Genomic DNA, 17,923 nt, shown 5'->3' with positions numbered 1-17,923 from the left:
GCGTTCAGACGGGGCGCCCGGCACACCGCCGGGCGCCCGCCGCCTGTCGGGGCACTAGGCCGAGGCCGCGTCCGCCGCCTGTGCCTTCAGTGCCCGCTCGATGCCCGCGCGCGACTCCGAGACCAGTCGTCGCAGCGCCGGGGGAGGCTCGGCGGCGGCCAGCCACGTGTCGGTCTTCGTCAGGGTCTCCTCGGAGACCTGAAGGGACGGATACAGGCCGGTCACGATCTGCTGGGCGATCTCGTGGGAGCGGGAGTCCCAGATGCCCTTGACCACCTCGAAGTACTTGGCCGCGTACGAGGCGAGCAACTCGCGCTGGTCGGTCTGGACGAAGCCGGAGATCACCGCTTCCTGCACGGCGTTCGGCAGCTTGTCGGACTCGATGACCGACGCCCACGCCTCGGCCTTGGCCTCCGCGGTCGGGCGGGCGGCGCGGGCGGTGGCCGCATGCCGCTCACCGGCCGCCGTCTTGTCCCGCTCCAGCTCGCCCGCGATCTCCGTCTCGTCGAAACGGCCCACCGCCGCGAGCCGCTCCACGAACGCCCAGCGCAGCTCGGTGTCGACGACCAGCCCCTCGACGGTCCCCGTACCGTCCAGCAGCCCCTCCAGGAGGTCGAGCTGCTCCGGGGTACGAGCGGTCGCGGCGAAGGCACGCGCCCACGCCAGCTGGTGGTCGCTGCCCGCCTCGGCGGCGCGCAGATGGGCGAGGGTCGCGTCGGTCCACCGGGTCAGCAGCGCCTCGCGCGTGGACGGGTCGGCGTACTGGTCGACCGCCAGCTTCACCTGACGGTGCAGCGACTGCACGACACCGATGTCCGACTCCTTGCCGATGCCGGACAGGACGAGGGAGAGGTAGTCACGGGTCGCCAGCTCAGCGTCACGGGTCATGTCCCAGGCCGAGGCCCAGCACAGGGCACGCGGCAGCGACGACTCGAAGTCGCCCAGGTGCTCGGTGACGAAGGCGAGGGACTGCTCGTCCAGGCGGACCTTCGCGTAGGACAGGTCGTCGTCGTTGAGCAGGACCACGTCCGGGCGGCTCCGGCCGACCAGCTGCGGTACGGCGGTCAGCTCACCGTCGACGTCCAGCTCGATCCGGCCGTCCTCGCCACGGACCAGCTTGCCGCCGTCCAGGCTGTACAGGCCGACGGCGATGCGGTGGGGACGCAGGGTCGGCTCACCCTTCGCGCCGGCCGGAAGCGCCGGGGCCTCCTGGCGGATGGCGAAGGAGGTGATGACGCCGTTCTCGTCCGTCTCGATCTCGGGGCGGAGGACGTTGATGCCCGCCGTCTCCAGCCATTTCTTCGACCACGTCTTCAGATCGCGGCCGGAGGTCTTCTCCAGGGCGCCCAGCAGGTCGGACAGACGGGTGTTGGCGTAGGCGTGCTGCTTGAAGTACGCCTGGACGCCCGCGAAGAACTCGTCCATGCCTACGTAGGCGACGAGCTGCTTGAGGACCGAGGCCCCCTTCGCGTACGTGATGCCGTCGAAGTTGACGAGGACGTCGTCGAGGTCATTGATCTCGGCCATGATCGGGTGCGTCGACGGCAGCTGGTCCTGCCGGTACGCCCACGTCTTCATGGAGTTGGCGAAAGTGGTCCAGGAGTGCGGCCACCGGCTCTCGGGGTGGTACGCCTGGCAGGCGATGGAGGTGTAGGTGGCGAACGACTCGTTCAGCCACAGGTCGTTCCACCACTCCATGGTCACCAGGTCGCCGAACCACATGTGGGCCAGCTCGTGCAGGATCGTCTCGGCACGCAGCTCGTACGCGGCGTCCGTCACCTTGGACCGGAAGACGTACTGGTCGCGGATGGTGACGGCGCCCGCGTTCTCCATCGCGCCGGCGTTGAACTCCGGTACGAAGAGCTGGTCGTACTTCTTGAACGGGTACGTGTAGTCGAACTTCTCCTGGAACCAGTCGAAGCCCTGCCGTGTCACCTCGAAGATGGCGTCGGCGTCGAGGAACTCGGCGAGGGAGGGCCGGCAGTAGATACCGAGCGGGACGCTCTGCCCGTCCTTCTCGTACACGCTGTGCACGGACTGGTACGGGCCCACGATCAGAGCCGTGATGTACGTCGAGATCCGCGGGGTGGGCTCGAAGACCCAGACGTCGTCCTTGGGCTCGGGGGTGGGCGAGTTGGAGACGACGGTCCAGCCGGTGGGCGCCTTCACGGTGAACTGGAAGGTGGCCTTGAGGTCCGGCTGCTCGAACGACGCGAACACCCGTCGCGCGTCCGGCACCTCGAACTGGGTGTAGAGGTACGCCTGCTGGTCGACCGGGTCGACGAAGCGGTGCAGGCCCTCACCGGTGTTGGTGTACGCGCAGTCGGCGACCACGCGGAGCACGTTGCGCCCCTCGAGGAGGCCGGGCAGCGCGATCCGCGAGTCCTTGAAGACCTCCGCGGGGTCCAGCGGGTCGCCGTTGAGCGTGACCTCGTGGACGGTCGGGGCCACCAGGTCGATGAAGGACTCCGTACCTTCCCCGGCGGCCACGTCGAAGCGCACCGTGGTCACGGACCGGTAGGTACCACCGTCCTGCGCGCCGGAGAGGTCGAGATCGATCTCGTACGAGTCAACGGTGAGCAGCTTCGCCCGCTGCTGAGCCTCTTCGCGGGTCAGGTTTGTGCCAGGCACGCGGTCATCTCCTCGGTATGTGTGGGTTGCGCCATCCTTGCACGTCGTCACCACATTGGGCGATGAACGGGGCCTGCGGCACCAGTCGCCGGCACGGCACCGCGCGGGTGAGGCGACGCAGCGGGCCGCTCCCGTAACGCGACGTCCGGATTCCGCCGGAGGCCAGCCCTGGCGGGCGAGAGGCTGGGGTCATGACGACGTACTCTGCACGACCCATCGAACCGGCGGTCCTGAAGGAACTGCGCACCACCGACGACGCGGGCCGCCCCATGACACCCTTCACGGACGACGAGGGCGGTGCGCCCCTGCGCTGCTGCCTGCGCCGGAGTGCGCCCGGCGAGCGGATCGCCCTGGTCTCCTACGCGCCCCTGCGGCGCTGGGCGGCACAGAGCGGCGCCGCTCCGGGCGCGTACGACGAACAGGGGCCGGTCTTCCTGCACGCCGACGAGTGCGAGGGCCCCGACCTGCTCGGTTACCCGTTCCCGGGCGCCCACCGCACGGTCCGCCGCTACTCCCGGGACGGTCACATCCTCGGCGGCCGTCTGGTCGAGGAGGGCATCGACGAGGCCTTCGAGGAAGCCTTCACGGAGGCGTTCGCCGATCCGGCCGTGGCGCTCGTTCACGTCCGGGCCGTGGAGTACGGGTGCTTCCTGTACGAGGTCCGCAGGGACTGAGGAGGGGCCGAAAACGCCGAAGGGCGCGCACCGTTACGGGTGCGCGCCCTTCCGGATGAGGAGGTGCCTACTCGCTCAGCTCCGCCGCCACCAGCTCCGCGATCTGCACCGCGTTCAGGGCCGCGCCCTTGCGCAGGTTGTCGTTGGAGACGAACAGCGCGAGGCCGTTCTCCACCGTCTCGTCCGTGCGGATGCGGCCCACGAAGGACGCGTCCTGGCCGGCCGCCTGGAGCGGGGTCGGGATCTCGGAGAGAGTCACGCCCGGGGCGCCGGCCAGCAGCTCCGTGGCGCGCTCCACCGAAAGCGGACGCGCGAAACGGGCGTTGACCTGGAGGGAGTGGCCGGAGAAGACCGGGACGCGGACACAGGTGCCGGACACCTTCAGTCCGGGGATCTCCAGGATCTTGCGGGACTCGTTGCGGAGCTTCTGCTCCTCGTCGGTCTCGTGCAGGCCGTCGTCGACGAGGTTGCCCGCGAGGGGGACGACGTTGAAGGCGATCGGCCGCTGGTAGACCGCCGGATCCGGGAAGTCGACCGCCTCGCCGTCGTGGGTCAGCTTGTCGGCGTCGGCGATCACCTTCTGGGCCTGGCCGTGCAGTTCCGCCACGCCCGCGAGGCCCGAGCCGGACACCGCCTGGTAGGTGGCGACCACCAGCGCCTGAAGGCCCGCCTCCTCGTGCAACGGCTTCAGCACCGGCATCGCGGCCATCGTCGTGCAGTTCGGGTTGGCGATGATGCCCTTCGGCCGGTTCACGATCGCGTGCGGGTTCACCTCGGAGACGACCAGCGGTACGTCCGGGTCCCGGCGCCAGGCGGAGGAGTTGTCGATCACCACGGCGCCCTGCGAGGCGACCTTCTCGGCCAGCGCCTTCGAGGTCGCGCCGCCCGCCGAGAACAGCACGATGTCCAGGCCCGTGTAGTCGGCCGTCGCCGCGTCCTCCACCGTCACGCCGTCGAGGACCGTCCCCGCCGAACGGGCGGACGCGAACAGGCGCAGCTCAGTGACCGGGAAGTTCCGCTCCGTGAGGATCCTGCGCATGACCGTGCCGACCTGACCGGTGGCTCCGACGATTCCGACCCTCACGGCGACTCCCTCTACGTGTACTGCCCGTACCTGTTTTTCGGCCGAGGCTTCTCCATCATGCGGCCGACCCCGGCCCACCTGTCCAATTTTGTGCACGCTGTGCCCAAGGGATGGGACGTTCCCCATCCGGCCGCCGGTTGCGGAGGCCCGGTTTCCACCCCTGTGAGCTGCGCAGATTCGGCCGCCGGACATCCTGTGCCGCAGGCTGCGCCGCCGCGTACCTGCCCGGCGCCTCCCGGCGCACACGGCGGTGTGACGGATGTCTCCGTCGAGTGTCGAGAGGAGGCCTTCGCGGGCGGACGCGCCCGGACTCTCCAGGGCCGGCTGCGGTCGGCCACGGCCAGGTGCGAGCCCATGCGAAAGGGCGGGCGCCCGCCGTACGGACGCCCGCCCCACCGTTGTGCCGGCTCCGCTACGGGATGACCTGGCCGATCTTCACACTGCCGAGGCCCGCGACGGTGCCCTGGGTGTTCAGCACCTGGACCTCACCGAAGAACTCGCGGCCCGCGGGGGCCGGTTCGTTCGCGACGACATCGGCGGAGATCTGCGCCGTGCCGTTCGGGGTGAGCGGGTACACCTTCGCCTCGTCGACCTTGACCGAACCGAGCGTCGCCGAGTAGTACACGTCCCGGTAGTCGTAGTCCGTGGTGCCGGCCGGCACCGAGTAGGCGTCGATCTCGATGGTGTACGTGCCCGCGGCGGGCTTGGCGATGGAGACGGACTCCTCCGAGCCGCCCTTGGCCGAGTAGGCGACCCGCTGACCGGCGGCGTTGTACACGTACAGGTCCAGGTCGGCTCCCGCGTCCGAGACATTGCCGATGGCGACGTCCAGGCGCTCGGCCCCGGCGGGCACGACGACCGTCTTGGTCTGGGTGTCACCGTCGGCGATGGTCGGGCGCTCCGACTTCGAGGAGCCCAGCGAGCCGCCCTTCAGCTTGGCGTCCAGGCCGGCGAACTTGTTCGTCAGCGTCCAGGACACGGGGGCCGGCGTACCGGCCTTCACCTCCGGGACCGTCTGCACCGCGGGGCTGAAGTCCAGCCCGTACACCGCCGCCTTCAGCGTGAACGGGTTGTCGAGCAGCGGCGAGGTACGACGCGCCTCGACCTCGATCTCCCAGACTCCCGGCATCGGGCTGGCGTACGAACGCACGTCCGGACGGCAGGTGTTGGCCGGGTTCTCGTAGTTCGGGTAGCACAGCGGGGTCGACGTCGGGTCCGACGGGACGCCGTAGGGGTGGATCGAAATGAAGCGGGTCTGGCTCTTGTCCTTGAGCCCGCTCATCGAGACCTCGAGGGTCTTCGCACCCTCCGGGACCGTCACGAAGTACGACTGGGGGCTGTTGCGCTGCGCGACACCCGAAACCGAGTAGGTCGACGACGGCTTCGCGATGTCCGTGGAGACCACGACGGTCAGCATGATCTGCCGGTCCACGCCCTCGGTGCCTCGGTCGTCGACCTCGAGGATCGCGCTGTGCACACCGATGGCGCCGGGACGCGCTTCGATCTTGACCGTCACCGGCTTGTTCAGCGGCATCGAGACATCGGGCGAGCCGAGGATCTTGAAGGTGCCGTCGTCGTTCTTCAGGCTCAGGTGGTGCTGGACCGGACCCGCCGGACCTGTGGTGCGGGTGACCTGGACGTCGTAGGTCTTCGTCTGGCCCTTCTTCAGACCGCCCTCACGGTCGTACAGACCGGTGCCGAAGCCGGGCGTCTTCAGCGCCCAGGACAGCGAGGTGGTGACCGGGGCCTTGACCGCGTACTGGTGCGCCGAGGCACCCTTCTCGATCGACTTCCAGGCCTTCACGATGTCGATCAGGCCCGCGCCCTCACTGCTCGGCTGCTCGCCCTTGATGTGGCGCGCGGTCGAGGTCAGGGCGGTGCGCAGGTTCGCCGGGGTGAGGTCGATGTGCCGCTGCTTCGCCGCCGACAGCAGCAGCGCGGACGCGCCGGCCGCCTGCGGGGACGCCATCGAGGTGCCCTGGAGCATCGAGTAGCCGGCCGGGAGCTGGTAACCGGCCTCGGCGACCGGGCCGCCGGGCAGCCAGGTCTGCGTGGTGTTGATGGCCGCGCCGGGCGCCGAGATGATCGGCGCGAAGCCGCCGTCCTCACGCGGGCCGCGCGAGGAGAACGGCATCATGGCGTACGACTTCGTCACGGCGGAGCCGTAGTTGGCCGCCCAGGTCTCCTTGGAGATGGCCGCGCCGACCGAGATGACCTTGTCGGCGAGGCCGGGGTCACCGATGGTGTTGAGGCCGGGGCCGCTGTTGCCCGCCGAGATGACGAGCTGCACGCCGTAAGTGTCGATGAGGCGCGTGTACAGCTCCGCGCGGGCGTTGTTGCCGTCGTTGAGCGCCGGCAGGCCTCCGATGGACATGTTGACGATGTCGACGCCGCGGTTGACGACGAGGTCGATCATGCCCTCGGTGAGCGCGATGTTGGTGCAGCCGCCGTTCCAGTTGCAGGCCCGGGAGGAGACGAGCTTCGCGCCCGGGGCGGCGCCGTTCATCTTCCCGCCGAACAGGCTGTTCGCCGCGGTGATACCCGCGACGTGGGTGCCGTGCTCGGACTCGATGACGCCGATGTTGACGAAGTCGGCCTTCTTGCCGACCCAGGACCCGCCCTTGGGGTCCATCGGCACGTTCTTGCGGATCTCCACGACGAACGGCACGCGCAGGGCGGCGCCCGTCTTAGGGTCGGTCTTGTCCTCGCCGAAGTAGCCGACCTGGTGGCCGTCCTTGTACGGCTTCATCGGGACGTCGTCCGTGAAGTCGCCGTTGTTGTTCAGGTCGACGCGGACGGTGCCGTCCGCCGGGTCGTAGAGGACACCCCACACGCTGGTGGTCCTGCCGTCGCGGTCCAGGTCGCCGTTGGCGTCGCCGCCCTTGGTCGCGGACTCGCTGAAGGTGTTGAACAGGAAGTCGCCCGCCGGCGCTTTCCAGGTCGTGCCGCCCGCGGTGAACTCGGGGCCTGTGACGCCGGTGGTCATCTGCCGCCAGGTGCCGTCGCCGTCCACGATCGGGTCGGTCGCGGTCACCCAGTCGACGATCTTCCGCTCGCCGGTGCTGGTCTTCTGCAGGGCCGGGTGGCCGAGGTCCACACCGGAGTCGAGGATGCCGATGGTGACGCCACGGCCGTCCGCCTTCGGGTTCTTCGCGACGAAGTCGACGGCGCCCGTCTCGAACGACGGGTTGTACGGGTTCTCGGCCGGGGTGTCCTTGCCCGGGGCGGGGTAGGTGGCCGTGCCCTTGGCAGAGGCGCCCTTCGCGGTGTCCGCGTCAGGTGACGGGTCGTCGAGCGGGATGTCCTGCCGCAGGTCGATGGCGTGCACGGAGGACAGCTTCGAGGCGGCGTCGATGACCGAGTCGGCCTTGCCGGTCGGCACGGTGGCGCGGACGTAGCCGAGCTTGTCGTAGGTGCGGCCGACGGAGCCGCCCTTGACGGCGTCCAGCTCCTGGACGACCTGCCCGGTCTGGCCGGGCGCGGTCGCGATCATCATCGTGACGTTCTTGTCGCCGTGGGCCTTGGCCTTGGCCAGCAGCTCGGAGTCGTGCGCACCGAGCTTGCCGTGCGCGGACTTGACGGCCGGGCCGGAGTCGGCGGAGTGCTGGCTCGCGGCGTAGGCCAGCGGTATCGGCCCGGCCGCGGAGAGCGCGGCCACGAGGCCGGCGGCCGCGGCTGTGCGGGCCACGCGTCTCGCGCCCGATATCGGGGCGCGGTGGGAGTCGGTCGTCATCAGCATCCCTTGGAGGTAAAGGAACGAAGGTGATACGACCGGAGCCCGGAGACGAATCGCTCCTGGCCACGGTCGTCCGGATCACGGGTCCGGGTGATCGCTCAGCTTTACCCGACCGACCGATATTTGTGGAGAGTTGACCGAGGCGGGATGGATGCATGGCGTAATCCCGCCATGCGTCATCGCAGACGTACTGGGGCGGCCTGGGGCAATCCTGTGAGCGCCTGGTTCCGCGCGCGGTCGGTGGCCGCCTGGCGTCCCTCCGTCCGTGCGCAGTCGAGGGCAGCCGCCTACGAGGGGCCGCCGTCGGTCCGGCGGCCCCTCGTTTTCCTTTTCGTCAACGCGGCAGCACCACTACACGCGCGGCCGGCTCCCGGCCCGTCGATGCGATCAACGCCGTACGCACCACCGACGCCTGCTGTTCCATCGCGTCGCGGAGTTTCTCCGGCATGAGGTGCACGACCGTGATGCCGAGCCGTTCCAGGTGTTCGCGCTTGCGGGCGTACTCCGACCACAGCGCGTGGTCGCCCTCGCCCAGGACGTGGTGCCGGGCACGGGTGTCGAGTTCCAGTGCCACCGCCTGCTCGGGCCAGTAGGCGTCCAGGCCGCCGAGGTGAGGGCCGCCGGGAAGGCTCAGGCCCACGTTCCAGATCGGCTCGGGGAGGCCGTACTCGCGCACCAGCCGGTACAGACGGTTCTCCGCGATCGCCCGGCTCTCGGCGACGAGCGGGTCCACCGCGTCCAGCATGTGCGGGCGGCTCAGTAGTCCAGCCTTGTCCAACTCCCTTACCACCGCGGTCAGATCGCAGTGGTCACCGCGTACCGCCTCGGCCAGCAAACGGTGAACCGCGTCCACGTCCGTCAGTTCGGCCACCACGTCGGCCAGGGCACGCGGAACAGGGGCGACCGGAAGGCCGGTCACCTGCCTCGGGGCGGGCAGTGACGGCGTACGGATCACCCGCGCGCAGCCGGTGCTGCGTAGCCGACGGGTTTGCGGGACCAGGACGTCGAGCCTGTCCAGCGATGTCAGCGGGGGCGTCGAGGCGAAGCCGTGCAGCGTCAGCGCGGCCAACCCCGTGATCACCGCGTCCGGGTAGCGCAGCGGGGCGTGCGGTCCGCCCGCGCCCGGTTGCGGGGGGACCGCGGGTGCCGGGTCGTCGCGCGACGCGCGTGCCGCGTACAGCAGTACCGCGTGCAGACGCTCCTCGGAGGTCGGCGGCCCCAAGTGGAGCAGGTACACGTCCGGCAGAAACTGCTGCCAGGAGCCGCCGGGGCGGCACCGCTCGTTCGTCTCGGCGGCCGAGACGCCGTGCGCGCGAAGCTGAGCGGCGGTCAGCACCCGGCGCTGCACTGCGGCCAGATGGTGGAGGGGGCGGGGGGAGAGCGGGGTGTTGTGGTTCATGCCCCCGAGGTTCCCGCCTCCGGCCCGACCTCTAACCACTGTTACACGTCTGTCGACAAATACGGACAAGACGGCGCTAAAGTACGCGCGTTCGACTGCCGAAAGAGGCTGGTCCGGACGGACGGAGAAACGGGTTACGGGTTCGGATACTCGTATTTCGTAACCGTCATTCCGCAGATCCCTCAACCACCGTCCGCCCGCCCGGCCTCAGCTCAGGAAGTCGCCTGCGCGTCGCACCTCTGCCCGCGGAGGGTGCGTGCCAGGTCGTCGCGTGCCTCCAGTACCAGCCTGCGCAGCGCCGGCGGCGCATCCTCGTGGGCGGTGAGCCACGCGTCCGTCGCGTCCAGCGTCTCGCCCGAGTCCCGCAACGACGGGAACAGGCCCTTCACCACGTCCATCCCGATCTGGATGGACTGCTGCGCCCACACCCGCTCGATCGCCGCGAAGTACTTCTCCGTGTACGGCGCGAGCAGCTCCCGCTGCGACGGCTGTACGAAGCCCGCGATGGTCGCCTCGACGAGTGCGTTCGACAGGGTGTCCGACTCGACGACCTCCGCCCACGCCTGGGCCTTGACCGCTGCCGAAGGGCGCGCGGCCAGGCAGCGGACCTGGTGACGCTTGCCGGAGGCGGTGTCGTCGCGGGCCAGTTCCGCCGCGAGCACCGACTCGTCCGCCGCGCCGTGCGCGGCCAGCGGCGCCAGGAACGCCCAGCGCATCTCCTGGTCCACGTCCAGGCCGTCGATCTTCGCCGTGCCCTCCAGCAGGCCCCGCAGCAACTGCAGATCCGCCTCGGACGACGCCACCGCCGCGAAGAACCGCGCCCACGTCAGCTGGTGCTGGCTGCCCGGCTCCGCCTGCCGCAACTCGCGCAGCGCGCCCTGAGTGAGCAACTGTCCGCCGGTCTCGCGCCACGCGGGCGCCGCGTAGTACGTCAGCGCCGAGTCCGCCCAGGTGTGCAGCTGCTGGAGCACGCCGATGTCGGTCTCGCGGCCGGAGAACCGCAGCACCAGATCGATGAAGTCCCGGGCCGGCAGCAGCGCGTCCCGGGTCAGGTTCCACAGCGCCGACCAGCACAGCGCCCGCGCGAGGGGGTCGGTGAGGTCGCCGAGGTGGCCCTTCAGGGTCGCGAGCGAGGCGTCGTCGAAACGGATCTTGCAGTACGTGAGGTCGTCGTCGTTGACCAGGACCAGCTCCGGGGCCTCGGCACCCGCGAGTTCACCGATCACCGTGCGCGGACCGTCGACGTCCACCTCGGCCCGCGCGTACCGGACGAGCGTGCCCGCCTCGCTGCGGTACAGGCCCACCGCGACGCGGTGCGGACGCAGTTCGGGGTGCGACTCGGCCGCCTCCTGAAGCACCGACAGCTCCGCGATCCGGCCGTCCTCGCCCAGCAGCACCTGCGGGGTGAGCGAGTTGACGCCCGCCGTCTGCAGCCAGGACCGTGCCCAGGCGGCCATGTCCCGGCCGCTCGTCTCCTCGAGGACCGACAGCAGGTCGCCGAGGCGCGTGTTGCCGTACGCGTTCCGCTTGAAGTAGCGACGTGCGCCCTCCAGGAAGGCCTCCCGGCCCACGTACGCCACCAACTGCTTGAGTACGGAAGCGCCCTTGGCGTAGGTGATGCCGTCGAAGTTGAGCTTCGCGTCCTCCAGGTCGCGGATGTCCGCCGTGACGGGGTGCGTGGAGGGGAGCTGGTCGGCCCGGTACGCCCACGCCTTGCGGTTGTTGGCGAAGGTGATCCAGCCGTCGGTGAAGCGGGTCGCCTCCACCATCGAGAAGGAGCCCATGAAGTCCGCGAAGGACTCCTTCAGCCACAGGTCGTCCCACCACACCATGGTCACCAGGTCACCGAACCACATGTGCGCCATCTCGTGCAGGATCACGTTGGCCCGGCGCTCGTACGACGCCTGCGTGACCTTGCCGCGGAAGATGAACTCCTCGCGGAAGGTGACCAGACCCGGGTTCTCCATCGCGCCGAGGTTGTATTCCGGCACGAACGCCTGGTCGTACTTCCCGAAGGGGTACGGGTAGTCGAAGTGGTCGTGGAAGAAGTCCAGGCCCTGCTTGGTGACCAGGAAGACGTCGTCCGCGTCGAAGTGCTTCGCCAGGCCCTTGCGGCACATCGCGCCGAGCGGGATCTGAAGCGTCGTACCGTCGTCGAAGGTACGGGAGTAGGTGTCGGTCACGTAGTGGTACGGACCGGCGACGACGGCGGTGATGTACGTGGAGATCGGCTTGGTCTCCGCGAACCGCCACACGGCGTCGTGCTGTTCGCCGACACCGTTGCTCCACACCGTCCAGCCCTCGGGGGCGCGGACCTCGAAGCGGAAGGGGGCCTTGAGGTCCGGCTGCTCGAAGTTCGCGAAGACACGACGAGAGTCGGCGGGCTCGTACTGCGTGTACAGGTACACCTCGCCGTCCTCGGGGTCGACGAAGCGGTGCATGCCCTCACCCGTGCGGGAGTATGCGCACTGGGCGTCGACGACCAGCTCGTTCTCGGCGGCCAGATCCTCCAGCCGGACGCGCGTGCCGTCGAAGACCTCACCGGGGTCGAGATCCTTGCCGTTGAGCGAGACCGCGGTGACGCTCGGGGCGATCAGGTCGGCGAAGCTCGTGGCGCCCGGCTCGGCGCAGCGGAAGCGGATCGTGGTGACCGAGCGGAACGTGTGCGGCTCGTCGGCGGGGGCGTCGCCCACCGCCGAACGCAGGTCGAGCGACACGTCGTACCCGTCGACGGACAGCAGGGCGGCCCGCTCCTGGGCCTCGTCACGGGACAGGTTCTCACCAGGCACAGGCGGCACTCCCTCTGGTCGGCTGGGTGGGGCGAACAGGACCGATCCTGCCATGTGCCCCTGACGCCCGGCACCGGGGCGGACTCATGAGGATCTCCGGGGAATGGCGGGGACGACCTTGGACGTTGCCCGGAGGACAGCCGTATTCCTAGGAGAACCATGTCCGAGACCGCTTCCGGCAGAACCCCCGTCGACTTCTGGTTCGACCCGCTGTGCCCCTGGGCCTGGATGACCTCCCGTTGGATCCTCGAAGTGGAGAAGGTCCGGGACATCGAGGTCCGCTGGCACATCATGAGCCTCGCGGTGCTCAACGAGGACAAGCTGGACGAGCTGCCCGAGGATTACCGGGAGATGCTCGCCACCAAGGCGTGGAAGCCGGTCCGCGTGGTCACCGCGGCGTGGCAGAAGCACGGCGCGGACGTCCTCGGCCCGCTGTACACCGCGCTCGGCACCCGCTTCCACAACCAGGGCGAGGAGCCGACCGTCGAGGTCATCGCGGCGGCGCTGAAGGACGTCGACCTTCCGGCCGAACTGATCGACTACGCGGACCAGGAGGAGAACTTCGAGTTCGACGCCGAGCTGCGCGCCTCCCACCAGGAGGGCATCGACAAGGTCGGCCAGGAGGTGGGCACGCCGGTGATCGCGGTCCCGGGTGCCGACGGCGAGGAGATCGCGTTCTTCGGCCCGGTGGTGACTCCGGCCCCCAAGGGCGAGGAGGCCGCGAGGCTGTGGGACGGCACCCTGGCTGTCGCCTCGGTCCCGGGCTTCTTCGAGCTCAAGCGCACGCGCACGACGGGGCCGGACTTCAGCAATCTGTAGGGCGCATGGGCTGCCGGTCCGTTTGCGGGGCCGGCAGCCCGGTGTGCGCGTGTCAGCTCCGGGCGCGTGCCCGCTGCCAGGCGTAGCCGACGGCGGCCAGGAACAGCGTCATGCCGCCGGTCGAGTAAAGCTGCACACGGGTGTCCGGCTGCCGCCACATCAGCACGGTGATCGCCGCCATGGCCGCGAGCGCGACCCAGGTCAGCACCGGGAACGCCCACATACGGACGACCAGCTTCTCAGGTGCCTCCTGCTCCAGCCGACCGCGCAGGCGTAGCTGGGAGACCGCGATGAAGAACCAGACGACCAGGATCACCGCGCCGATCATGTTCAGCAGCCACTGGAAGACGTCGTGCGGCCGCCAGTAGCTCAGGACGACGCACACGAATCCGAAGACGGACGACGCGAGGACGGCGGTCCGCGGGACGCCGCCGGAGACCTTGCCCAGTGCCTTGGGGCCCTGGCCGCGCTCCACCAGCGAGTACGCGATGCGTGAGGCGCCGTAGATGTTGGCGTTCATCGCGGACAGCAGCGCGACCAGCACCACCACGTTCATCAGCTGGCCGGAGCCCGGGATGCCCAGGTGGTCGAGGGTGGCCACGTACGGGCCCTTCTCGACGACCTCCGCGTTGTTCCAGGGGACGAGCGTGACGATGACCGCCATCGAGCCGATGTAGAAGATCGCGATGCGCCACATCGCGGTACGGACCGCGCTCGCCACGCCCTTCACCGGGTTCTCGGACTCGGCCGCGGCGATGGTGACCGTCTCCAGGCCGCCGTACGCGAAGAGCGACGCGAGCAGGCCGATCACCAGGCCCTGGCCGCCATGGGGCATGAAGTCACCGAGGTTGGAGGTGCCCGGGGCGTCCGTGCCGGGCAGCACGCCGGCGATCGCCAGCACACCGAGGATCAGGAAGAGCGCGATCGCGCCGACCTTCAGCGTCGCGAACCAGAACTCGAACTCGCCGAAGTTCTTCACGGCGGCGAGGTTCGCGCCGCAGAAGACCACCATGAACAGCGCCACCCACGCCCACTCGGGCGTGCCCGGCACCCAGCCGGTGACGATCTTCGCGGCGCCTATGCCCTCCAGGCCCACGGCCGTGCAGAGCACGACCCAGAACGACCAGCCCGCGGTGAAGCCCGCCCACGGGCCGAACGCCCGCTCGGCGTGCGCCGAGAAGGAGCCCGACGACGGGTAGGCGGCCGACATCTCGCCGAGCATCCGCATCACCAGCATGACGAGCAGGCCGGAGACGGTGTACGCGATCACGATCGACGGACCGGCGGCCGCGATACCGGCGCCCGAGCCGACGAACAGGCCGGCACCGATCACCCCGCCGAGGGCGATCATCGACAGATGGCGCTGTTTGAGTCCGTGCGAGAGGGAGGCATCCGCTGTGGGCGGCGTCTGGACGGTGGTGCTGCTTGGCATGGCTGCGACCCGTTCCGTTCGTGATATGGACCCGCACAGTCTCGGGGCCCTGTTCGTTACGGGGGAGAGGCTGCCCACTATGCGGACACGCGCGGAGGGACAGCGAGAGCGCTCTCACGCGCGGGCTGAGGGTGGTGCGACGCCGATGACGGGGCAGTTCAATTGTGCAAATCCTACAGTCCCCTCCTGTCGTGTCGGCGTCTGCGCAGGGCCTCACCTCAGTGACCAGCATCACGTCACCTCAGGTGTAGCTCCTGTCTTTTGTGTGGAGTCCACCAAGCCGTCGTTCCACCCTTTGTCGAGCGCTGATGGTGATCGGCTCGTGTGGCCTGGGATAGCGTCACCGTGTCCTGAGCCGTCCCCACCGCCGGAGTGAGTCCTTATGAGCACCGCTACCGCCACCGCCCGCCCCGGCGAGGTCCTCGCCGATCTGCTGCCCGCATCCCGCGTCCTCGACGCCGTCCTCGTCTCCGGCGGCGCCGTGCTGACCGGACTCGCCGCGCAGATCTCGCTGCCCGTCCCCGGCTCCCCGGTGCCGGTGACCGGGCAGACCTTCGCGGCGCTGCTCGTGGGCACGGCCCTCGGCGCCCGCCGAGGCGTCCTGGCGCTCGCCCTGTACGCGCTCGCCGGTATGGCGGGCGTGCCGTGGTTCGCCGGTGGCGCGTCCGGCGTCGGCGGTGCCTCCTTCGGTTACGTCCTCGGCATGCTGCTCGCCTCGGCCGCCGTGGGCGCCCTGGCCCGCCGCGGCGCCGACCGCTCGATGCTGCGCACGGCCGGTGCCATGCTGCTCGGTGAGGCGATCATCTACGCGGTCGGCGTCCCGTACCTGGCCGTCGTCACCGGCATGTCCCTCACGGCGGCGATCGCGGCCGGCCTCACCCCGTTCCTGATCGGCGACGCTCTGAAGGCCGCCCTGGCGATGGGCCTGCTGCCCACCGCATGGAGGCTCGTCAGGAAGTGACGAAAAGGGGGAGGGCCCCGCGGCGTACGACGACGCCGCGGGGCCCTTCCGCATGTTGGGTTCGTGTGCCGGTCAGGCGCCCGCCTTCACCGGCTCCTTGTCCACGTCCCCGTCCGCTTCCCCGTCCGTGACCGCCCCTGCGGTCCGGTCGCGGCCCAGCTTCTGCTTCACCAGGGCGATTGCCACCACCACCGCGGCGACGAGCAGCGACAGCGACACGGTCGTGCGTCCGTTGTGTTCCGTGTCGGTCAGCATGTAGCCGAGGACGGACAGGATCAGCCCGGCCGTGGCCCACGTCAGGTAGGGGTACAGCCACATCCTCACGCCCAGCTTCTCGGGCGCCTCGCGCTGGATGATCTTCCGCATCCGAAGCTGCGAGAAGCAGATCACCAGCCAGACGAAGAGGGCGACCGCACCGCTGGAGTTGACCAGGAAGAGGAAGACCGAGTCCGGGAACTTGTAGTTGAAGAAGACGGCCAGGAAGCCGAAGAGGACGGAGACGATGATGGCCGCCATCGGCACACCACGACGGGTCGTCCGCGCGAAGGACTTCGGCGCATCGCCCCGCTGACCGAGGGAGAAGGCCATGCGGGAGGCCGTGTAGAGCCCGGAGTTGAGGCAGGACAGCACCGACGCCAGCACGATGAAGTTCATGATCTGACCGGCGTGCGCGATGCCGAGGGAGTCCAGGGCGGCGACGTACGAGCCCTTCTTCTCGATCGAGGGGTCGTTCCACGGGATCAGGCAGACGACCACGAAGATCGAGCCCAGATAGAAGACGGCGACACGCCAGATGATGCTGTTGGTGGCCTTGGTGACGGCCCGCTGAGGGTCCTCTGCCTCGCCCGCCGCCAACGTGGGGATCTCACTGCCCATGAAGGAGAAGACCACCAGCAGCACGCCGGTGAGGATGGCACCGGCCCCGTGGGGCAGGAAGCCGCCGTGGGCGGTGAGGTTGCTCAGGCCCGCCTTGTCGCTGTGGACGCCGGGCAGCACCCCGAAGACGGCGAGGGCGCCGACGACGACGAAGGCGCCGATCGCCACGACCTTGATCCCGGCGAACCAGAACTCGAACTCGCCGTAGGAGCCGACCGAGAACAGGTTGGTCGCGGTCAGTACGACCATGACGATGAGAGCCCAGCCCCACTGGGGTACCGCCGGTATCCACCCTTCGAGGATCTTGGCGCCCGCGGTGGCCTCCACGGCGAGCACGACCACCCAGAAGAACCAGTAGAGCCAGCCGATCGAGAAACCGGCCCAGCGCCCGAGCGCACGGTCCGCGTGCGCGGAGAAGGAGCCGGAGGTGGGGTTCGCCACCGACATCTCGCCCAGCATGCGCATCACCAGCACCACGAGCGTGCCGACCAGGGCATAGGAGAGAAGGATGCCGGGACCGGCGGTGGCGATGCCGGTGCTGGAACCGACGAACAGACCGGCACCGATGACACCACCGATGGCGATCATCGAAAGGTGACGGTTCTTCAGTCCGGCCTGGAGGCCGCCACCGGGTTCTCCGGGGCGGCCGGGGTCGTTTCCGGCCTTGGGGGTCGGCAGCGAGGTCATAAGCGGTATTTCCTTTGCGCCGGGCGTGGGGGATACGGGGATGTGGGGGACACCCCGTGCACAGAGGCACTACTCGGTCTCTACGAGCTCCACGAGCGGAATACAGGGCCCGTACGAGCGGAGTGCGAAGCGCCGAGCCCGGACGAGCGGTGTGCAGTTGGTCCAGTGAATCCGAGGTCGGTGAATTCGGGAACCTTTGATTCCTGATAGTTACTTCACATTTCCTGGAGAATCTGTAGTGCTCGTCACATTTATCCTGTGCGACACCCGGCGAGGCCGCCCCGCACGTGGCGTGTCACACTCGGATCATGCGCGTGTACCTCGGCTCAGACCATGCCGGTTTCGAACTGAAGAACCACCTCGTGGAGTGGCTCAAGGCAGCCGGCCACGAGCCCGTCGACTGCGGGCCCCACATCTACGACGCCCAGGACGACTACCCGCCGTTCTGCCTTCGCGCCGCGGAGCGCACGGCGGCGGACCCCGACTCCCTCGGCATCGTGATCGGCGGCTCCGGCAACGGGGAGCAGATCGCCGCGAACAAGGTCAAGGGCGTACGTGCGGCCCTCGCCTGGAGCGAGCAGACCGCGTCGCTGGGCCGCGAACACAACAACGCGAACGTCGTCGCCGTGGGTGCGCGGATGCACACGCAGGACGAGGCGACGAAGTTCGTCGAGACGTTCCTGAACACACCGTTCTCGGGTGACGAGCGACACGCGCGGCGCATTGACATGCTGGCGTCGTACGAGACGACGGGCGAGCTCCCCCCGATCCCTCCCCACCACCCGCAGGGCTGAGGACACCTTTCGGACGGCCGGGGTTCCAGACGGAGCTCCGG

11 protein-coding genes are annotated in these 17,923 nt (G+C 69.3%); 4 read left to right on the top strand and 7 right to left on the bottom strand.

What is annotated here, in order from left to right; genetic code table 11:
- Positions 1-54 precede the first annotated feature (54 nt).
- Complete coding sequence (gene pepN, locus ACWDEX_RS01190) at positions 55-2,631, bottom strand: aminopeptidase N (RefSeq protein ID WP_450461012.1); 2,577 nt, start codon at positions 2,629-2,631, stop codon at positions 55-57.
- A gap of 191 nt (positions 2,632-2,822) precedes the next feature.
- On the opposite strand from pepN (ACWDEX_RS01190), the gene ACWDEX_RS01185 reads away from it, so the two are divergent.
- Positions 2,823-3,305 (top strand): DUF1203 domain-containing protein, encoded by a 483-nt coding sequence (locus ACWDEX_RS01185; protein ID WP_450461011.1) that lies wholly within the window; start codon positions 2,823-2,825, stop codon positions 3,303-3,305.
- A 67-nt stretch (positions 3,306-3,372) separates the two neighbouring features.
- Here the strand turns inward: ACWDEX_RS01185 and ACWDEX_RS01180 are convergent, their stop codons facing one another.
- The 4 genes from ACWDEX_RS01180 to pepN (ACWDEX_RS01165) form a co-directional block, all read right to left on the bottom strand.
- Positions 3,373-4,389: an aspartate-semialdehyde dehydrogenase gene (locus tag ACWDEX_RS01180; RefSeq protein ID WP_450461009.1), complete on the bottom strand. Its 1,017-nt coding sequence runs from the start codon at positions 4,387-4,389 to the stop codon at positions 3,373-3,375.
- 412 nt (positions 4,390-4,801) lie between these two features.
- Positions 4,802-8,122, bottom strand: a complete 3,321-nt coding sequence (locus tag ACWDEX_RS01175) for a S8 family serine peptidase (RefSeq protein ID WP_450461008.1) — start codon at positions 8,120-8,122, stop codon at positions 4,802-4,804.
- 337 nt (positions 8,123-8,459) lie between these two features.
- Positions 8,460-9,524, bottom strand: a complete 1,065-nt coding sequence (locus ACWDEX_RS01170) for a hypothetical protein (protein WP_450461007.1) — start codon at positions 9,522-9,524, stop codon at positions 8,460-8,462.
- 212 nt (positions 9,525-9,736) lie between these two features.
- Positions 9,737-12,313 (bottom strand): aminopeptidase N, encoded by a 2,577-nt coding sequence (gene pepN / locus ACWDEX_RS01165; protein WP_450461006.1) that lies wholly within the window; start codon positions 12,311-12,313, stop codon positions 9,737-9,739.
- Positions 12,314-12,472: 159 nt separating this feature from the next.
- Here pepN (ACWDEX_RS01165) and ACWDEX_RS01160 point away from each other — a divergent pair, with 159 nt between their 5' ends.
- A complete protein-coding gene (locus tag ACWDEX_RS01160; protein WP_450461005.1) occupies positions 12,473-13,132 on the top strand; it encodes a mycothiol-dependent nitroreductase Rv2466c family protein in 660 nt (219 codons plus the stop codon).
- 52 nt (positions 13,133-13,184) lie between these two features.
- Here the strand turns inward: ACWDEX_RS01160 and ACWDEX_RS01155 are convergent, their stop codons facing one another.
- A complete protein-coding gene (locus ACWDEX_RS01155) occupies positions 13,185-14,564 on the bottom strand; it encodes an amino acid permease (RefSeq protein WP_450461004.1) in 1,380 nt (459 codons plus the stop codon).
- Between the two features lie 382 nt (positions 14,565-14,946).
- Between ACWDEX_RS01155 and ACWDEX_RS01150 the strand changes: the two genes are divergently transcribed.
- Positions 14,947-15,525: a biotin transporter BioY gene (locus tag ACWDEX_RS01150; protein ID WP_450461003.1), complete on the top strand. Its 579-nt coding sequence runs from the start codon at positions 14,947-14,949 to the stop codon at positions 15,523-15,525.
- 72 nt (positions 15,526-15,597) lie between these two features.
- Here ACWDEX_RS01150 and ACWDEX_RS01145 read toward each other — a convergent pair whose 3' ends face one another.
- On the bottom strand, positions 15,598-17,088 hold the full coding sequence (locus ACWDEX_RS01145; protein WP_450461001.1) for an amino acid permease: 1,491 nt from the start codon (positions 17,086-17,088) through the stop codon (positions 15,598-15,600).
- Between the two features lie 308 nt (positions 17,089-17,396).
- Here ACWDEX_RS01145 and ACWDEX_RS01140 point away from each other — a divergent pair, with 308 nt between their 5' ends.
- Complete coding sequence (locus tag ACWDEX_RS01140; protein WP_450461000.1) at positions 17,397-17,882, top strand: ribose-5-phosphate isomerase; 486 nt, start codon at positions 17,397-17,399, stop codon at positions 17,880-17,882.
- Positions 17,883-17,923 lie beyond the last annotated feature (41 nt).

The sequence above is a fragment of the Streptomyces sp. NPDC001020 genome, from assembly GCF_053599115.1.
Note: the sequence above shows the minus strand (reverse complement) of the source record. Positions and strands in the feature narration are given on the sequence as shown.